The sequence below is a fragment of the Streptomyces sp. genome (assembly GCF_019510245.1).
Taxonomy (GTDB): Bacteria; Actinomycetota; Actinomycetes; order Streptomycetales; family Streptomycetaceae; genus Streptomyces.
In genome coordinates this window covers 23,149-38,845 of the sequence record NZ_JAEKKT010000229.1, presented here as the reverse complement: position 1 = coordinate 38,845, position 15,697 = coordinate 23,149, and the positions used below count along the sequence as shown (strand labels likewise).

The window sequence follows — 15,697 nt, the reverse complement described above, 5'->3', positions numbered from 1 at the left end:
TCGTCCGCGTGGACGAGGGCATCGAGGGTCTGGTCCACATCTCCGAGCTGGCCGAGCGCCACGTGGAGATCCCGGAGCAGGTCGTCCAGGTCAACGACGAGATCTTCGTCAAGGTCATCGACATCGACCTCGAGCGCCGCCGCATCAGCCTCTCGCTGAAGCAGGCCAACGAGTCCTTCGGTGCCGACCCGGCCTCGGTCGAGTTCGACCCGACCCTGTACGGCATGGCCGCGTCCTACGACGACCAGGGCAACTACATCTACCCCGAGGGCTTCGACCCCGAGACCAACGACTGGCTCGAGGGCTACGAGAAGCAGCGCGAGGAGTGGGAGCGCCAGTACGCCGAGGCGCAGCAGCGCTTCGAGCAGCACCAGCAGCAGGTCATCAAGAGCCGCGAGGCCGACGCCGCTGCCGCTGCCGAGGGCGGCGACGCCGCGGGTGCGGCTCCGGCCGCGGGTGGCGGTTCGTACTCCTCCGAGGGCGCCGACACCTCCGGTGCGCTGGCCTCGGACGAGGCGCTTGCCGCCCTGCGGGAGAAGCTGGCGGGTGGGCAGAGCTGACGCCCACTGAGCTGTAGCTCCTGACTGAGGGGCCGTACCTTTCGGGGTGCGGCCCCTCAGCGTTTTCGGCTGCGGGCCCGGTGGGGAGGGGAGGGGGCTGGTCGCGCAGTTCCCGGGGTACTCCCAGCGACCCCAGGGGGCGCGTCGTCCCTCGCCCCGCGAGGAAAGGCCCGTAAGAGATGGCTGATCAGGGGTGCCGGTGGGAATGCCCCTGCTCCAGGGGGCGTTGAAACGTACGAACACGAGGAGGAGCGGTCACAGTGCTTGATCCGCAGGGTTTGTACGCATGGGAGCCGAAAGGCCTGGCAGTCGTCGACATGGCGCTGGCCCAGGAGTCGGCCGGTCTTGTCATGCTCTACCACTTCGACGGATACATCGACGCGGGTGAGACCGGCGACCAGATCGTCGACCGGCTCCTCGACTCGCTGCCCCACCAGGTCGTCGCCCGCTTCGACCACGACCGGCTCGTGGACTACCGGGCCCGCCGCCCGCTGCTGACGTTCAAGCGGGACCGCTGGACCGAGTACGAGGAGCCCGGCATCGAGGTCCGCCTGGTGCAGGACGCCACCGGCGCCCCCTTCCTGTTGCTGTCCGGCCCCGAGCCCGACGTCGAGTGGGAGCGTTTCGCCGCGGCGGTACGGCAGATCGTGGAGCGGCTCGGCGTCCGCCTCTCCGTGAACTTCCACGGCATCCCCATGGGTGTCCCGCACACCCGCCCCGTCGGCCTCACCCCGCACGGCAACCGCACCGACCTGGTCCCCGGACACCGCAGCCCCTTCGACGAGGCCCAGGTGCCCGGCAGCGCCGAGGCGCTGCTCGAATTCCGCCTCATGGAGGCCGGACACGACGTCCTGGGCGTCGCCGCGCACGTGCCGCACTACATCGCCCGTTCGCCCTACCCGGACGCCGCCCTGACCGTCCTGGAGGCCGTCACGGCCGCCACGGGCCTGGTCCTCCCGGGCATCGCGCACGCCCTGCGCACGGACGCGCACCGCACCCAGACGGAGATCGACAGCCAGATCCAGGAGGGCGACGAGGAGCTGACCGCCCTCGTACAGGGGCTCGAGCACCAGTACGACGCGGCCGCGGGCGCCGAGACCCGGGGCAACATGCTCGCCGAACCGGTGGAGATCCCCTCCGCGGACGAGATCGGCCTCGAGTTCGAGCGCTTCCTCGCGGAGCGCGAGGGCGACAACTGACGCCGGCCCGCACGCGACCACACACCGGCCGGGGCGGCGAGCCCCGGCCGGTGCGACGACCGAGGCCGGCCGGGGCGGTGGCCACCGAGCCCCGTCCCGGCGGTGTGGATGGCAGGGCCTAAGCTTCGGGGCATGCTGAAAGTTGGTCTCACCGGCGGGATCGGCGCCGGCAAGAGCGAGGTGTCGCGGCTGCTCGTCGAGCACGGCGCCGTGCTGATCGACGCGGACCGCATCGCACGTGAGGTCGTCGCGCCCGGGACGCCGGGTCTTGCCGCCGTGACCGAGGCCTTCGGGCCGGAGGTGCTGGCCGCCGACGGCAGCCTGGACCGGCCCGGGCTCGGCGCGATCGTCTTCGCCGACCCCGCGAGGCTAGCCGTGCTGAACTCGATCGTGCACCCCCTCGTCGGGGCCCGCTCCCGCGAGCTGGAGAGCGCGGCAGCCGACGACGCGGTGGTGGTCCACGACGTCCCGCTCCTCACCGAGAACGGCCTCGCGGGGCTCTACGACGTCGTGGTCGTCGTGGACGCCGCCCCCGAGACCCAACTGGACCGGCTGACACGGCTGCGGGGGATGACCGAGGAGGACGCCCGCGCGCGCATGGCCGCGCAGGCGACGCGCGAGAAGCGCCTGGAGATCGCGGACATCGTGATCGACAACGACGTCCCCCTGGACGCGCTCCGGCAGCGCGTCCAGGAGGTGTGGTCCGACCTTCTGCGCCGCGCGCGGACGGCCGGTCCGAACGACCGGAACGCGTCTTCGAAATAGCGGGCACCCGTCCGGGCGTTGAACCGCTTCAGCGAGGGAAGGACTTTGCCGTGCCCGAGACCAGCGGTTCGACCGGACGTACTCCGGAGACGCATGTCATCGACTTCCGTGCCGCCGAGCAGCTGCTCAACGCACGGGACCCGCGGGGCGCGGTGAAGCTGCTCGACGGAGTGATCGGCGCGCACCCCGAGAACACCGCCGCCCGGCTGCTGCGCGCGCGTGCCTTCTTCGCCGCCGCGCAACTGCGCCCCGCCGAGCTGGAGTTCACCATCGTCCTGGAGCGCGAACCGGACAACGCGTTCGCCCACTTCGCCCTCGCCCGCACCTACCAGCGCCAGGGCCGGGCCGACCTCGCGATACGGCATTTCCGGCTGGCGGCCGCCCTGGACCCGAACCCGGAGTACCTGAAGGCGGCCCGCTTCGACACCGACGCGTGAGCCGGCGGAGCCTACGCCCGCGGAGCACCAGCCGACGGAGCGTGTCCGGATGCTCCCTCACGGGTGACGGTGCTGCGGCGGGCGCCGGAGCGGCGGCGGACGGCTGTCCGCGGGCGGGTACGGCGGCACGTCGCGGCCCGGCTGATAGTGCGGGCCCTGCCGGATGTGCCTGAGGATCACGGCCATGTCGACGGTGGCCACCAGCCACAGCACCCCGCAGGCGGCAGCCCAGCCGGGGCGCCCGACCAGCGCGAACGCGACCGTGCCGAAGACGGCCCAGGCCGCCCCCCACACGCTCAGCCACAACCGCGCCCGCAGGGCACTGCGGGCGGTCACCGGTTCACTGCCCGTACGCATCCCGGATCACCACTCCTGTCTGCAACGTACTCCTCGACCGCACGTTCACCAAGGGGGACCCCGCCGTGCTGCCGGACGCCGCCGACCTGCCCGACCTGCTCCTCGACCTCGCCGTGCCGCACGAGGACATCAACGAGGTGGTGGCACTGCGGCGGGCCGTGACCGCCGACCCAGGGGTGCGGCGGCTGGTGGAGGAGGGCGCCGAGGACGTGACCGGTGCCGTCCGGGAGGTCGACGACCCGTCCGGGCTCGCCGACCGGGCCGCCCAGGCCCCGGCCGCCCTGGCCGAGTACTTCCTCGTCTACGTCTTCCTCGCGGCGGTGCCGCACGTCCGCGCGGTGCACCGGGCGCGCGGCATTCCCGACGACGTCTCCCGCCACACGCTCGCCGACCTCGGCCGCGGCATGGCACTGCACCGCCGGCGCCACGGCAGGGGTGGGCTCGGAGCCTCCCAAGGGCAGTGGCTCACCCGGCACTTCCGCGGGCGGCTCTACCAGCTGGGACGCCTGCAGTACGAGCGGACGGGACTCGGCGAACGCACGGCGCAGGCGATCCGATCGGCCGGCACCGACGTGACCGGTGGCGAGCCTTCCCTGAACCTGCACATCCCCGACTTCCTCGGACCGCTCACCCCGGTCGCCTGCGACCGCTCCGTGGACCACGCCCGGGAGTTCTTCGCCCGGCACTTCCCCGAGGAGCCCCACACCGTCGCGACCTGCCACTCCTGGCTGCTCGATCCACAGCTGCGCCGGCACCTCGCGGCGGACTCCAACATCGTCCGCTTCCAGGAGCGGTTCCGGCCCGGGTGGGCGGACCCGGAGCCGGCCGACACCACACCGGTCGGCTTCGTCTTCGGCGATCCCGACCTGCCGGTACAGGACCTGCCCCGCCGGACGTCGGTGGAGCGGGCGGTCGGTGACCACCTGCGGGCGGGCGGCCACTGGTACGTCGGGCACGGATGGTTCCCGTGGGACCAGTGACGGCTGTCAACCGCGCCCTCTAGCGGGAAAGTTCCCGTCGACCTTTCGAACTGCTCGAACGAGTGAACTGTCGGGGTACGGGAACGGCGGTGCGGCGACCGGCCGTTGTTCGGGCATGACGGTTGACATGCGTGAGGGGTACGAGGGAACGGGTCCGGGAGCGATCACCCCGGACGGCTGCGCGGTCGAGTTCTACGCGCGCCTGGCCCCCGGAGCCGAGCCTGACATCATCGAGGCGGCGGTGCCGGCCGGCTCCCGCATCCTGGAGCTGGGCAGCGGTGTGGGGCGCGTGACGCACCCGCTCCTGGAGCGCGGGTTCACGGTCACGGCGGTGGACGAGTCGGCGGAGATGCTGGCGCGCGTGCGCGGGGCCCGCACGATACGCAGCACCATCGAAGGGCTCGACCTGGGCGAGACGTTCGACGTGGTGCTGCTGGCGTCGTTCCTGGTGCACACCGGGGACGCGGAGGTGCGCCGGGGCATGCTGCGCAGCTGCGCCGCGCACGTGGCGGACGGCGGCTGCGTGCTCATCCAGCGGGAGGGCGCGGACTACCACACGAAGGTGCCGAGGGAGCGGGTCGACCCCGGCGGCTACACCGTCCGGATCCTGTCGGCCGAGCCGGTCGGGGACGGGGTGAACTCGGTGCACGCGGAGTACGAGTTCGCGGACGCGACCTGGACCCAGACCTTCCTGGCCCGGCCGCTCACCCGGGACCAGTTCGAGGAGGCGCTCGCGGAGGCGGGACTGGAGGTGGCCGAGTATCTGACCGAGGACGGCACGTGGGTCAGGGCGGTACCGGCGGCTCAGCCTGGGTGACCCGGCCGAGCGGGCGAGGCGCCGGGTTCGCCGGCCGGCCCTTGCTCTCGCGGGGCCAGGCCGGACAGATCACCGTCCGCCGCGACGTCCACTGCCCGGCCGGCCTCCTGAGCCCGTCCCACCCGTGCCGGACCCAGCCGTGCCGGGACCGCCCGTGCCGCCCATCCCGCCCATGCCGCCGAGGCCGCGCAGTCGTTCCAGCTCGCGGCGGTCGCGCTTGGTGGGGCGGCCGGCCCCGCGGTCGCGGATGCCGATGGGGGCGACGGCCTCGCGGGGCGGGGGAGGCGGGGAGTTGTCGATGTAGCACACGGCGGCCACCGGGGCGCCGACCCGTTTGCGGATCAGCCGCTTCACGATGACGACCCGCTCCCGGCCCTCGTGGCGCAGCCGCACCTCGTCGCCCACGCGCACTGAGTGGGCGGGCTTGACCCGCTCGCCGTTCACCTGGACGTGTCCGCCACGGCAGGCGGTGGCTCCCATGGAGCGGGTCTTGATCAGGCGGACGGCCCAGACCCAGCTGTCGATCCGCACGTTCTCACCGGGAGCGGGACCCGCGGCCTCGGCGGCCGCGACAGCCGCGGCCACGGCGGCGGGGTCGGGGGCCTGGGCGGCAGCGGCGTCGGTGCCTTCGGCGGGCGCGGCCTCGGCGGGGGCTCCGGCCCCACCGATCTCCTGCTCCCTGCCCTCGTCCGCATCCTCAGAAGCCATGCCCCGACCTTAGCTCCCCGGGCCGACACCGACGGAACCGTTTCCCCGACGCCACCACCGCGCCCCAAAGGGCCACTCCCACCCGAGCCGCTCCGGCAAAACTCGCCCCGGCCCTACCGTTGAAGCGTGGACCACACCCCCCTCACCCGGCTCGCCCGCCTCGACCAGCGGGTCAGCGTCTGCCGTGCCTGCCCTCGCCTGGTCGCCTGGCGGGAGGACGTCGCGCGGACCAAGCGCGCCGCGTTCGCCGACTGGACGTACTGGGGCCGGCCCGTCCCCGGCTTCGGGCCCGCCGATGCCAGGCTGCTGATCATCGGCCTCGCCCCGGCCGCGCACGGTGGCAACCGCACCGGCCGGATGTTCACCGGAGACCGCTCCGGCGACGTGCTGTACCAGGCGCTGTACGACGTCGGGCTCGCCTCGCAGCCGACCTCGGTGAGCGCCGACGACGGCCTGGAGCTCTACGGGGTACGCGTCACCGCGCCCGTCCACTGCGCGCCGCCCGCCAACAAGCCGACTCCCGGGGAGCGTGACACCTGCCGGCACTGGCTGACCGAGGAGCTGACGCTGCTGCGGCCGACGGTGCGAGCGGCCGTCGTGCTCGGCGCCTTCGGCTGGCAGGCCGCGCTGCCGGCGTTCGCGGAGGCGGGCTGGACCGTGCCCCGGCCCCGCCCGGCCTTCGCCCACGGCACCCGGGTCGGCCTCGGCGGCCTGGACCTCTTCGGCTGCTTCCACGTCAGCCAGCGCAACACCTTCACCGGCCGCCTCACCCCCGAGATGCTCCGCGACGTGCTGCGGACGGCGGCGGAGGCGGCCGGACTGGGGTGAGGGCCCGGCGCGGGCGGGGAGGCGGGGTGGCGCGGGGCGGGGCTCAGACGATCCGGGCCGCGGCCACCGGGCGGTCGTCCACCGTGTGGGTGCCGGTGGACGCGGAGGAGTTGACGCTCCAGCGGTACCGGGTGAACTCGCCGGTCGTGTCGGAGGCGTAGAACATCATGTGGCCGATGCCGACGCCCTGGAAGCTCTCGCCGTCCACGTTGCTGACCATGCGGGTGTCCGGGTACCGGGGATAGTTGCTGAGGCCGTAGACGCCGTGCGGGTCGGAGGTGCAGTCGACGATCTCGACGGCGTACTGGGTCTCGCCGGTGAAGTCGGCGACGCCGCTGAAGACGCCCTTGACCTCGCGGACCATCACGATGTGCCCGGTGTTCTGCGCGTCCTGCCCGTTGTAGTCGACGGCGATCAGATCGCCCGGCCGCAGGTCGGTGACCTTGCGGATGCGGCGGAAGCGCGGACCGGCGGTGTCGTTCCGGAACGCCGAGCAGTAGTCGGCGGCCTCCGGGCCCTTTTCCTGGAAGTACTGGAGGAAGTAGGCGTCGGTCGCCCACCCGTAGGTGTGCCTGAGCAGCGCCGTGACGAAGGACGAGCAGCGGGTCCGGGCCACCCAGCCGGCGAGGTCGTCCGGGCGACCCCAGGTCACGGTCGCCGACGCGTCCATCAGGTAGACGTTGTTCGCGCGTGCCGTACGCCCGCTGACCAGGGCGATCTCATCGGCGCCGAGGGCACGGCCGTAGGCGCGGACGTCGTCCACCGAGCCCCTGAAGCGGTTCACGTACCCGCCGTCCCAGCGGGCCCGGCCGATGCTGAAGCCCTGGGTCGCGGCCCAGGACAGGGTGGTGTCGGCGTTTCCTTCCAGGACGCCGTTCACATGGAGCTGGACGCGGGTGCCGTCCCAGACGCCCGCCAGGTGGGTCCAGACTCCCGTCTTCGTCACCGGGGTGGCGGCCAGTGCCGAGACCTTGGTGCCCTGGTCCTCGCTGCGCACCTTGAACGCCCAGGTCCCGGCCGTGTTGTCGTACTGGAGCAGGAAGCGGCTGACGCTGCCGCCGTCCTGGCTCACGGCCGTGTACATGTTCGTGAGCACGGCGTCGTCGGCCAGCCGGACCCAGGCCGTGACCGTGAACGGGACAGTGGTGTCCAGGACGGAGGCGGTGACGGCGTAGGCACCGGCGGTGCCGTCGAAGCTCAGTTCGCCGCCCGCCCGCAGACAGGTCCAGCTCGCTCCGGGGCCCAGGGTGACCGGGTGCTCCAAGCCGGAGCCGTCGGCGCCGGAGCCGTCCAGCGGCCAGTGCCCGGCCAGTCCGGTCGGCAGATAGCCGGCCGCCAGCAGCCGCTGGTACCGGACCAGCTGCTCGGCCTCGGCCAGGTGCGGTGCGGCGACCGGGGTGAACGGCGTGTCCAGCGGCTCGTCGGCGGCGGCGCTCCCCGTGCCCACCGTCATGCCGGCCACGGCGCCCATCCCCACCAGCGCGGCTCCGCCCGCCTGCCCACCATGGTCATGCCCTCCCGTCCGGTCCGCTCGGCTCCGTGGCCGGTCCGTGCGGATCCGTTTCGATCTTCGCTGGTGAGGAGAACCCTAGGAGATCGGTGTGCGAACTGGCGTTCCTGTGGACGGCTACTCGGCGGCCGGATCTCGCGGCTGGTCGCCGCCGTCCTCGCCGAACAGGTGCCGGACGGTCGACCGGTAGTTGGCCTGGACGTGGCCGAGTGCGCGGGCGCGGGCGCGGTCCGGGTCGCCGGACGCGATCGCGTCGTACAACTCGCGGTGCTCGGTGAGGAGTTGGGGCCACTCCTCGTTGCGCCGGGTGAGCCAGCGCAGCCGGCCGTCGACCGGCTCCATGACCGAGATGAGCAGGCTGTTGCCGGCCAGGGCCAGGATCCGGTCATGGAAACGGGTGTTGGCGTCGGTGATGGTCTCGGCGTCGCCCGCCTCGGTCGCCGTGGCCGCCCGGCCCAGCAGCTCCCGCAGCTCGGCCAGTGCCTCCGGTGTCGCCCGCGCCGCCGCCAGCCCGGCCGCGTACACCTCCAACGCCTCGCGCAGCTCGAAGAGTTCCTTGACGTCGGTCGGGGTCAGCCGGCGGACCACGGTGCGGCGGGCCGACTCGAAGAGGACGAAACCCTCGGCGACCAGGGCCCGGATCGCCTCCCGGACCGGCACCCGGGACACCCCGAACCGCTCGGCGAGCTCGCGTTCCACCAGCCGGTCGCCCGGGCCCAGGCGCCCGGCGATGATGTCCTGCCGCAGGGTCGCGAGGACCCGTTCGCGCACCGCGCCCAGGGGTTCGATCTTCGTGGTGGGGGAGCCCATGAGGTCATTTTCGCCGACCGGAGGGGCTTTTACGGAGCCGTAACGGGACGGACATCGGTCAGAACGCTTGGCGGGAGCACTATGACCGCAGTTTGGTATACCAAAAGCTGGTACACCGGTTGGTTCCCTGGAGGCCCCGTGTCCCTCGCCGACCGCGCCGAAGCCACCGGCGCAACCGTGTTCGTCCCCGACCCACGGCTCACCAACGAAGACCTCGCCCCCGCCGAAAAGCGGAACTGGAAGGTCTTCGACCTCTTCGCCATGTGGATGTCCGACGTCCACAACCTCGGCAACTACACCTTCGCCGCCGGCCTGCTGGTCCTCGGCATGAACGTCTGGCAGGTCTTCACCTCCCTCCTCGCCGGGTTCGTGCTCATCTACGTCGGCATGAACTGGATGGGCCGGATCGGCCAGCGCCACGGCGTGCCGTTCCCGGTGGTCAGCCGCATCAGCTTCGGCGTCTGGGGCGCCAACATCCCGGCCCTCATCCGGGCCGTGATCGCCATCATGTGGTACGGCATCCAGACCTACCTGGCGTCCGTCGCCGTCAACGTGATGCTGCTGGCGGCCTGGCCGGGCCTGAAGTCCCTCACCGAGAGCTCCTTCCTCGGCCTGGACACGCTCGGCTGGATCTCCTTCGTCTCGCTCTGGCTGATCCAGGCGGCGATCATCAGCCGGGGCATGGAGACGATCCGCAAGTTCCAGGACTTCTGCGGTCCGGCGATCTGGCTGGTCATGATCGCCCTCGCGGTCTGGATCCTGGCCAAGGCCCACTGGACCATCTCGCTCACCTCCACCCCGCACCCGGTCTCCACCGGCGAGCAGTGGCGGCAGTGGTTCGGCGCGATCGGCCTGATCCTCGCCACCTACGGCACCCTGATGCTCAACTTCTGCGACTTCTCCCGCTTCGCGCCCGACTACCGCACCGTGCGCCGCGGCAACTTCTGGGGCCTGCCGATCAACTCCACGGCCTTCGTGGTGGTCTCCGTCATCGTCACGGCGGGCTCCCTGGAGGTCTTCGGCGAGGCCATCACCGACCCGGCCGAGCTGGTGGCCAAGGTCGGCAACACCTGGGTCCTGGTCGTGGCGGCACTGACCTTCGCGGTCGCCACCATGGGCGTGAACATCGTCGCCAACTTCGTCTCACCGGCGTACGACCTGGCCAACGTCTGGCCGCAGAAGATCAGCTTCAAGGCCGGCGGCATGATCAGCACGGTGGCGGCCCTGGTCGTCACGCCCTGGAACCTCTTCTCCAACCCCACCGTCGTCAACTACTTCCTCGGCGGACTCGGCGCCTTCCTGGGCCCGCTGTTCGGCGTGATCATGGTCGACTACTACGTGATCAAGCGCGGGAAGGTGGACGTCCAGCAGCTCTTCGACGCGGCCCCCGGCTCGCCGTACCACTACCGAAAGGGCGTCAACCCCAAGGCCCTGTGGGCGTTCCTGCCCTCGGCGGCGGTCGCGGCCGTGCTCGCGCTGGTGAAGACGTTCAGCGGGGTGGCGCCGTACTCCTGGTTCATCGGCACCGCCCTGGCCGCGGGCCTCTACCTGGCACTGTGCCGCCGTGACCGCGCGCCGGTCCCCGCCCCCGTCCCCGTCGCCTAGGAGGTCTGAAGAACGTGCGGATCGTCGTCACCAACTGCAACACCACGCAGGAGATGACCGAGGAGATCGTACGAGGTGCCCGGGCCGCCGCAGGCCCGGGCACCGCCGTGACGGGGCTGACCCCCGACTGGGGCCCCGAGTCGGCGGAGGGCTGGCTGGACAGCTACCTGTCCGCGGCGGCGGTCCTGGACGCGCTGCGGACGTACGCCGGTCCCTCGTACGACGCGGTGGTCATGGCCGGTTTCGGCGAGCACGGGCGGGAGGGCGTCCGGGAGCTGGTGGACGTGCCGGTCGTCGACATCACCGAGGCCGCCGCCCATCTCGCCTGTCTGCTGGGCCGCCGCTACGGCGTCGTCACCACCCTGGACCGGTCGCGCGGGCAGATCGAGGACAGCCTGGAGACCGCCGGGGTGGCCCGCAACTGCGTCGCCGTCGCCGGTACCGGACTCGGCGTCCTGGACCTCGCCGGTGACCCCGAACGCACGGAGGCCGCGTTCCTCGCGGCGGCCGAGCGGGTCCGGGACGCCGGCGCCGAGGTCCTGGTCCTCGGCTGTGCCGGGATGACGGGCCTGCAGCGGGCGGTGGGGGAGAAGCTCGGCGTCCCGGTGGTCGACGGGGTCGGCGCGGCGGTGAAGCTGGCCGAGTCGCTGGTGGCGCTGGGGCTCACCACCAGCCGGGCGGGCAGCTACCGGAAGCCGCTGGCGAAGAGACGGGTGTGGGGGGCCGCACTCGCATGAGGGGCGCGGCCACGGGAGCACGGTCCCCGTGGCACGTGCGGCACCGCCGTGTCCTCGGGACGGTTCAGGGCCGCCACACGTACCGCACGTCCGGCTCCCGCTCCTCGTTCCCGCTCCCGTCCGTGTGCTCGACGGCGACGAAGCCGTGCCGCTCGTAGAACCGGTGCGCCGGCTTGTTGACCTGGAAGGTCCAGAGCGTCAGCCCCGACGGGGAGCGCTCCTTGGCCAGCGCGACGAACCGGTCGCCGACGCCGCGCCCGCGCCACTCCGGGGCCAGGTACAGCTGGGACAGCAACTCCCCCGCGAGCACCATCATGCCCACGACCCGGCCGCCGGCCTCCGCGACCCACGTCTCCCGCGCCGGCACCACGACGTCCCGGATGTACGCGCGCACCTCGTCGTCCGGGCGCGGCCGGACCACGGTGGGCAGGGCGGCGCCGAACGACCGCAGCCAGACATCGGCGACCCCGGCGGCATCCGGCCCGCCGGCGCGGCGCAGTACGACCTCGGCGCTCACCCCCGCGCCCCCTCGGGGACGACGGCCGTGGCCGTGATCTCCACCAGTTGCCCGGTGTAGCCCAGACAGGCGACCCCGACCAGCGTCGACGAGTGCGGCCCGGCGCTGAGCCCGGAGGCCTCGACGACCTCCCACACGCCGGACAGCACCGCGGGCTCACTGCTCACGACGTACACCTCGGTCGCCAGCACGTGCTCCAGGTCGCTGCCGACCGAGCGGAGTTGCTCCCGCAGGTTGGCGATGACCTGCTCGGCCTGCCGCGGCGGATCCCCCTCGCCGACGAGCTTTCCCTCGCCGTCCAGCGGAACGGAACCGGCGAGGAACGCGAGCTTCGTGCCGGCCTCCACGACGGAGGCGTGCGCGTAGCCGGGCGGCGGGAAGAGAGCCGGGGCGGTGACACGCTGGATCACAGGGGCTCCTGAAGTGAACGGCGGACAACCTGTCGATCATCCGCGCCCGCGCCGGGTGATCGCACCTGAATTTCCCGCACCCGGTGCCGCACGACCGCGCGCCACCCTCGCCTACCCGCAGTCCGAACGCGCTCCGCCCCGAATCCGGCCCGACCGGAATTGCGTTCATAAAGAACGCGGCCCTCCAGGGCACTTGTCACACCCGCGACATGCGAACGCACCTTTTCGCACGGGAACGCGATCTACCGTGAATCACTGAAGCCAACAGCCCGGCCACCGTCGCCCGAAGGCACACCCCGCCCTCGTCCGTACAGGAGCCCCGTGTCGCGTCGTATCGCCCTGCCGCCCTGGCTCGCCCACGCCCTGCGCGCCCAGCGCGGGCCCGTGTCCTGGAGCGCCGTGACGAGAGGGGCGCTGGCCGCCGGGCCCTTGCTGCTCGCCGCGGTCCTGCTGCACTGCACCTCCCTCGGCGTCGTCGCCGCCATCGCCGCCATGCTCGCCGGGATCAACGACCGGCCGGGCAGCCGCCGTTCCGCCGTACGACGGCTCGGGGTGCCCGCGGCGGCCGGGGCGCTCGGGCTGCTCGTCGGGACGTACAGCGGGGAGCACCTGACCGCCGTCCCCCTGACCCTGCTGCTCACCGGCCTCGGACTGGTCGCCGGCGGGACGAGCGCCGTCGGGCCCGTCGCCTCCGGGGCCGGGACCCAGTTGCTGGTCGCCGCCGCCATCGGCGCCGGGATGCCGGTCGCCGAGGCGGGCTGGCAGCGGGCGCTCGCCTTCCTCGCGGGCGCCGGGTGGCTGGTCGTGCTCCGGCTGACCCTGCCCACCCCCGGCGCGATAGCCGGTGACTTCCGCTTCGACGGCGAGCGGGACGCGGTCGCCGCCGTGTACGACGCCGTCGCCGACCTGCTCGACGCGGTGGGCGGCGAGGCCGCCGGCCACAAGCGCGTCGCCCTCACCGCCGCCCTCGACCATGCCCAGGACGCGCTCACCGGGCCCCGGCTGCGGCGGTACGCCAGTTCCGCCGCCGAACGCCGGCTGCACGCGCAGTACGCCGCTGCCCTGCCCCTCGCCGAGGCGGCCACCGCCCTCGCCTGGGCCGGGGAGCCGATCTCCGCGCGGGCGGCCGAGGGGCCCCGGCGGCTCGCCGTGGCCGTCCGGGAGAGCGGCGGCACCGGACCGCTGCCCGCACCCTCGCGGTCCGCGCCCGCCCTGCGCGCCCTCGACGACGCCCTGCTGCGCGCCGCGGAGACCTTCGACCGGGCCGAGGGCGGCCACCAGCGGCCACCGGCCCGGCGCCGTCCCGCCCGCGACCTCGTGCGGGCCGCGCTCGGCAGCGGCGGGCGGGAGTACGGGCTGCGGGTCGCCCTCTGCTTCGGGGCCAGCGCCGCCATCGCCCAGGCCCTGCACCACGCCCGCTGGTACGGCGAGCACCAGCACTGGTACTGGCTGCCCGCCACCGCCGTCTTCCTCGTCAAGCCCGACCTCGGGCCGCTCGCCTCCCGGGTGCTGTGCCGGGCCGCGGGAACCGTGCTCGGCGCCCTCGTCTTCGCGGGCCTCGCCGCCGTACTGCCCCGGCCCGAGGGGCTCATCGCGCTGGTCGCCCTCTGCGGGGCGGTCATCCCGGTCGCCACCCGGCACTTCGGCGCCCAGACCGCCGTCGTCACCGTCCTCGTGCTCGCCCTCGTCATGGTCGGCGGTGAGCCGCAGGCCTCCGTCAGCCGGATCGGCGAGACGCTGCTGGCCTGCGCGCTCGTGCTGATCGTCGGCCATCTGCCGCTGGCGGGGAGGCGGGGCGGCGGGGTACGGGCCCGGCTCGCGGCGGCCGGGCGGGCCGCGCACGCCTATCTCGACCACGTCCTCAGCGAGTCCGGCGACCGCGGCGAACGCTGGGCCCTGCGCCGCGAGGCCTACCGCACCCTCGCCGAGGCCCGCACCGCCATCGCGCTCGCCGCCGCCGAACTCCCCGCCCTCGCCCGGCACACCGAGGGCACGGACGCGGTGGCCGCCGTCCTCGAACGGCTCGTGGACACGACCACCGCGTGCGCCGTGCACCTCGACGAGACGGGTCGGCTGACCACCCGCCAGGCCCGGCAACTCGCAGACCTGGCGGCGGAATTGGAGCGTGGTGGGCAGCGACTCGGGGTCGTGGTGCCGCGGATGCCGGTCGCGGCGTAGGCGGCCGCGGCCGCGCCGTACGCCTCACTCCCCGAACCGCGCCCGCACTTGCGCGTGGTCCGACGCCGCCGCCCCGCGCCGCTTCCGCGGATCCTCGCCCACCGACGGCAGGAACGCGGACACGGACGGCGTATCCAGGGGTACGACGCCTGACGGACCCGCGCCTGAGTCCACAAGGGTGCCGAAGGCACGGCGAAAAACCTCCGGCCGCACCGATGAGTTCCCTTCCCTCCCGCGGTCACCACCCGGACCGACCGTTGTACAGGAGGGCCCATGTCGCTTCCGGAGATCGTCTCGCGTGAGCGGTGGCGTGCCGCGCGTGCGGAGTTACTGCGCAAGGAGGAGGCGCTCACGCGTGCGCGGGACGCGTTGAGCGCCGAGCGGCGCCGGCTGCCCATGGTCGAGGTGGACCCCGAGTACGTCTTCGAGGGCGGCGACGGCAAGGCCAACCTGCTGGACCTCTTCGACGGGCGGACCCAACTCGTCGTCCACCACTTCATGTTCGCCCCGGAGTGGGAGGCCGGCTGCCCCTGCTGCGCCGCCTTCCTGGACCAGATCGGCCACCTCGCCCACCTGCGGGCACGCGGCACCGCGTTCGCGGCGGTCTCCCGGGCGCCGTTCACCAGGATCCTGCCGTTCAAGGCGCGGATGGGCTGGACGCTGCCCTGGTACTCGTCGTCCCACGGCGACTTCAGCCGTGACTTCAACCGTGACTTCGAGGCGACCATCCTCGTGGACGACGAGCCGGTCGAACGGCCCGGCATCAGCTGCTTCCTGCGGGAGCACGACCGGGTCTTCCACACCTACTCGGTGTACGACCGCGGCCTCGACGGACTCGGCCCGGCCACCTCCCTGCTCGACCTCACGGCCCTCGGCCGGGCGCCGGAGGGCGGCGACCGCATCCGCTATCACGACGAGTACGAAGACTGACACAATCGGTCACGGAAGCGGCCGAAAGTCAGCCGAAAGTCAACGGACCCTCACCGTCCGCGCCGACGGCGTGTCGGGTAAGTCTCAGTAGTGTCACCGGGCGAGCCGTTCGCGTTCTCCAGAGCGTTAACTCCTACAGGTACGACGCATTTCTGGAGGTGCAGGATGGTGAACGGGCGAACCGTGCTCGAGCGCTTTGCCGCAGGCGGACCGCGAGGATCATGGCCTGCGGAGGAGTTCGCGCAGGCCCGGCGGCTGGAAGGGCTGCCCGCCGAGGTCGTGATGGATCTGGCCACGGACACGTTCCTGGTCATCGTGCGCGGCACCGGCGGTGTGGAGGGCTAGGGGC

The 15,697-nt window shown here is 72.9% G+C and carries 18 protein-coding genes; 12 read left to right on the top strand and 6 right to left on the bottom strand.

The annotated features are described in order from the left end of the window. The 4 genes from JF597_RS45160 to JF597_RS45145 form a co-directional block, all read left to right on the top strand. Window positions 1-560 (top strand): S1 RNA-binding domain-containing protein (locus tag JF597_RS45160; protein ID WP_294010769.1); only part of this gene is annotated, 560 nt, incomplete at its 5' end. A 260-nt stretch (window positions 561-820) separates the two neighbouring features. Next, window positions 821-1,759, top strand: coding sequence for a PAC2 family protein (locus JF597_RS45155; protein WP_294010766.1), 939 nt, complete (start codon window positions 821-823; stop codon window positions 1,757-1,759). A gap of 132 nt (window positions 1,760-1,891) precedes the next feature. After that, entirely contained in the window at window positions 1,892-2,524 is a 633-nt protein-coding gene (gene coaE / locus JF597_RS45150) for a dephospho-CoA kinase (protein WP_294010763.1), read from the top strand. A gap of 50 nt (window positions 2,525-2,574) precedes the next feature. Beyond that, window positions 2,575-2,961, top strand: coding sequence for a tetratricopeptide repeat protein (locus tag JF597_RS45145; protein ID WP_294010760.1), 387 nt, complete (start codon window positions 2,575-2,577; stop codon window positions 2,959-2,961). A gap of 57 nt (window positions 2,962-3,018) precedes the next feature. Here the strand turns inward: JF597_RS45145 and JF597_RS45140 are convergent, their stop codons facing one another. Beyond that, on the bottom strand, window positions 3,019-3,318 hold the full coding sequence (locus JF597_RS45140) for a DUF6343 family protein (RefSeq protein ID WP_294010758.1): 300 nt from the start codon (window positions 3,316-3,318) through the stop codon (window positions 3,019-3,021). 65 nt (window positions 3,319-3,383) lie between these two features. Here JF597_RS45140 and JF597_RS45135 point away from each other — a divergent pair, with 65 nt between their 5' ends. Both JF597_RS45135 and JF597_RS45130 read left to right on the top strand, forming a co-directional pair. Beyond that, complete coding sequence (locus JF597_RS45135; RefSeq protein ID WP_294010756.1) at window positions 3,384-4,298, top strand: acyltransferase domain-containing protein; 915 nt, start codon at window positions 3,384-3,386, stop codon at window positions 4,296-4,298. Between the two features lie 127 nt (window positions 4,299-4,425). Next, window positions 4,426-5,115, top strand: a complete 690-nt coding sequence (locus tag JF597_RS45130; protein ID WP_294010754.1) for a class I SAM-dependent methyltransferase — start codon at window positions 4,426-4,428, stop codon at window positions 5,113-5,115. Between the two features lie 69 nt (window positions 5,116-5,184). On the opposite strand, the gene JF597_RS45125 is transcribed toward JF597_RS45130, so the two are convergent. After that, a complete protein-coding gene (locus JF597_RS45125) occupies window positions 5,185-5,823 on the bottom strand; it encodes an RNA-binding S4 domain-containing protein (RefSeq protein WP_294010751.1) in 639 nt (212 codons plus the stop codon). A gap of 126 nt (window positions 5,824-5,949) precedes the next feature. Here JF597_RS45125 and JF597_RS45120 point away from each other — a divergent pair, with 126 nt between their 5' ends. Beyond that, the gene (locus tag JF597_RS45120; RefSeq protein WP_294010748.1) at window positions 5,950-6,651 is read left to right on the top strand and encodes a uracil-DNA glycosylase; all 702 of its coding nucleotides are present in this window, start codon (window positions 5,950-5,952) and stop codon (window positions 6,649-6,651) included. A 43-nt stretch (window positions 6,652-6,694) separates the two neighbouring features. Here the strand turns inward: JF597_RS45120 and JF597_RS45115 are convergent, their stop codons facing one another. Further along, window positions 6,695-8,104 carry a LamG domain-containing protein gene (locus tag JF597_RS45115; RefSeq protein WP_294010778.1) on the bottom strand — a complete coding sequence of 470 codons (1,410 nt, stop codon included), beginning with the start codon at window positions 8,102-8,104 and terminating at the stop codon, window positions 6,695-6,697. Between the two features lie 174 nt (window positions 8,105-8,278). Then, on the bottom strand, window positions 8,279-8,971 hold the full coding sequence (locus JF597_RS45110; protein WP_294010745.1) for a GntR family transcriptional regulator: 693 nt from the start codon (window positions 8,969-8,971) through the stop codon (window positions 8,279-8,281). Window positions 8,972-9,109: 138 nt separating this feature from the next. On the opposite strand from JF597_RS45110, the gene JF597_RS45105 reads away from it, so the two are divergent. Together JF597_RS45105 and JF597_RS45100 are read left to right on the top strand one after the other, a co-directional pair. Further along, window positions 9,110-10,576: an NCS1 family nucleobase:cation symporter-1 gene (locus JF597_RS45105; protein ID WP_294010742.1), complete on the top strand. Its 1,467-nt coding sequence runs from the start codon at window positions 9,110-9,112 to the stop codon at window positions 10,574-10,576. A 14-nt stretch (window positions 10,577-10,590) separates the two neighbouring features. After that, a complete protein-coding gene (locus tag JF597_RS45100) occupies window positions 10,591-11,313 on the top strand; it encodes an aspartate/glutamate racemase family protein (protein WP_294010739.1) in 723 nt (240 codons plus the stop codon). Window positions 11,314-11,377: 64 nt separating this feature from the next. On the opposite strand, the gene JF597_RS45095 is transcribed toward JF597_RS45100, so the two are convergent. Together JF597_RS45095 and JF597_RS45090 are read right to left on the bottom strand one after the other, a co-directional pair. After that, a complete protein-coding gene (locus tag JF597_RS45095; protein WP_294010737.1) occupies window positions 11,378-11,830 on the bottom strand; it encodes a GNAT family N-acetyltransferase in 453 nt (150 codons plus the stop codon). Beyond that, window positions 11,827-12,240 (bottom strand): RidA family protein, encoded by a 414-nt coding sequence (locus JF597_RS45090; protein ID WP_294010735.1) that lies wholly within the window; start codon window positions 12,238-12,240, stop codon window positions 11,827-11,829. The genes JF597_RS45095 and JF597_RS45090 overlap by 4 nt, the downstream gene beginning before the upstream one ends. Before the next feature lie 321 nt (window positions 12,241-12,561). Here JF597_RS45090 and JF597_RS45085 point away from each other — a divergent pair, with 321 nt between their 5' ends. The 3 genes from JF597_RS45085 to JF597_RS45075 all read left to right on the top strand — a co-directional run bounded on the left by JF597_RS45085 (window position 12,562) and on the right by JF597_RS45075 (window position 15,693). Beyond that, window positions 12,562-14,418 (top strand): FUSC family protein, encoded by a 1,857-nt coding sequence (locus tag JF597_RS45085; RefSeq protein WP_294010732.1) that lies wholly within the window; start codon window positions 12,562-12,564, stop codon window positions 14,416-14,418. A 273-nt stretch (window positions 14,419-14,691) separates the two neighbouring features. Continuing rightward, a complete protein-coding gene (locus tag JF597_RS45080; protein WP_294010730.1) occupies window positions 14,692-15,348 on the top strand; it encodes a DUF899 domain-containing protein in 657 nt (218 codons plus the stop codon). A 165-nt stretch (window positions 15,349-15,513) separates the two neighbouring features. Further along, a complete protein-coding gene (locus JF597_RS45075; RefSeq protein WP_294010727.1) occupies window positions 15,514-15,693 on the top strand; it encodes a hypothetical protein in 180 nt (59 codons plus the stop codon). Window positions 15,694-15,697: the final 4 nt, after the last annotated feature.

Coding starts and splice junctions, on each gene's coding strand:
- coaE (WP_294010763.1), top strand. CDS start 1,892: ATGCTGAAAGTTGGTCTCACCGGCGGGATCGGCGCCGGCAAGAGCGAG.
- JF597_RS45140 (WP_294010758.1), bottom strand. CDS start 3,318: ATGCGTACGGGCAGTGAACCGGTGACCGCCCGCAGTGCCCTGCGGGCG.
- JF597_RS45130 (WP_294010754.1), top strand. CDS start 4,426: ATGCGTGAGGGGTACGAGGGAACGGGTCCGGGAGCGATCACCCCGGAC.
- JF597_RS45125 (WP_294010751.1), bottom strand. CDS start 5,823: ATGGCTTCTGAGGATGCGGACGAGGGCAGGGAGCAGGAGATCGGTGGG.
- JF597_RS45115 (WP_294010778.1), bottom strand. CDS start 8,104: ATGACGGTGGGCACGGGGAGCGCCGCCGCCGACGAGCCGCTGGACACG.
- JF597_RS45110 (WP_294010745.1), bottom strand. CDS start 8,971: ATGGGCTCCCCCACCACGAAGATCGAACCCCTGGGCGCGGTGCGCGAA.
- JF597_RS45080 (WP_294010730.1), top strand. CDS start 14,692: ATGTCGCTTCCGGAGATCGTCTCGCGTGAGCGGTGGCGTGCCGCGCGT.
- JF597_RS45075 (WP_294010727.1), top strand. CDS start 15,514: ATGGTGAACGGGCGAACCGTGCTCGAGCGCTTTGCCGCAGGCGGACCG.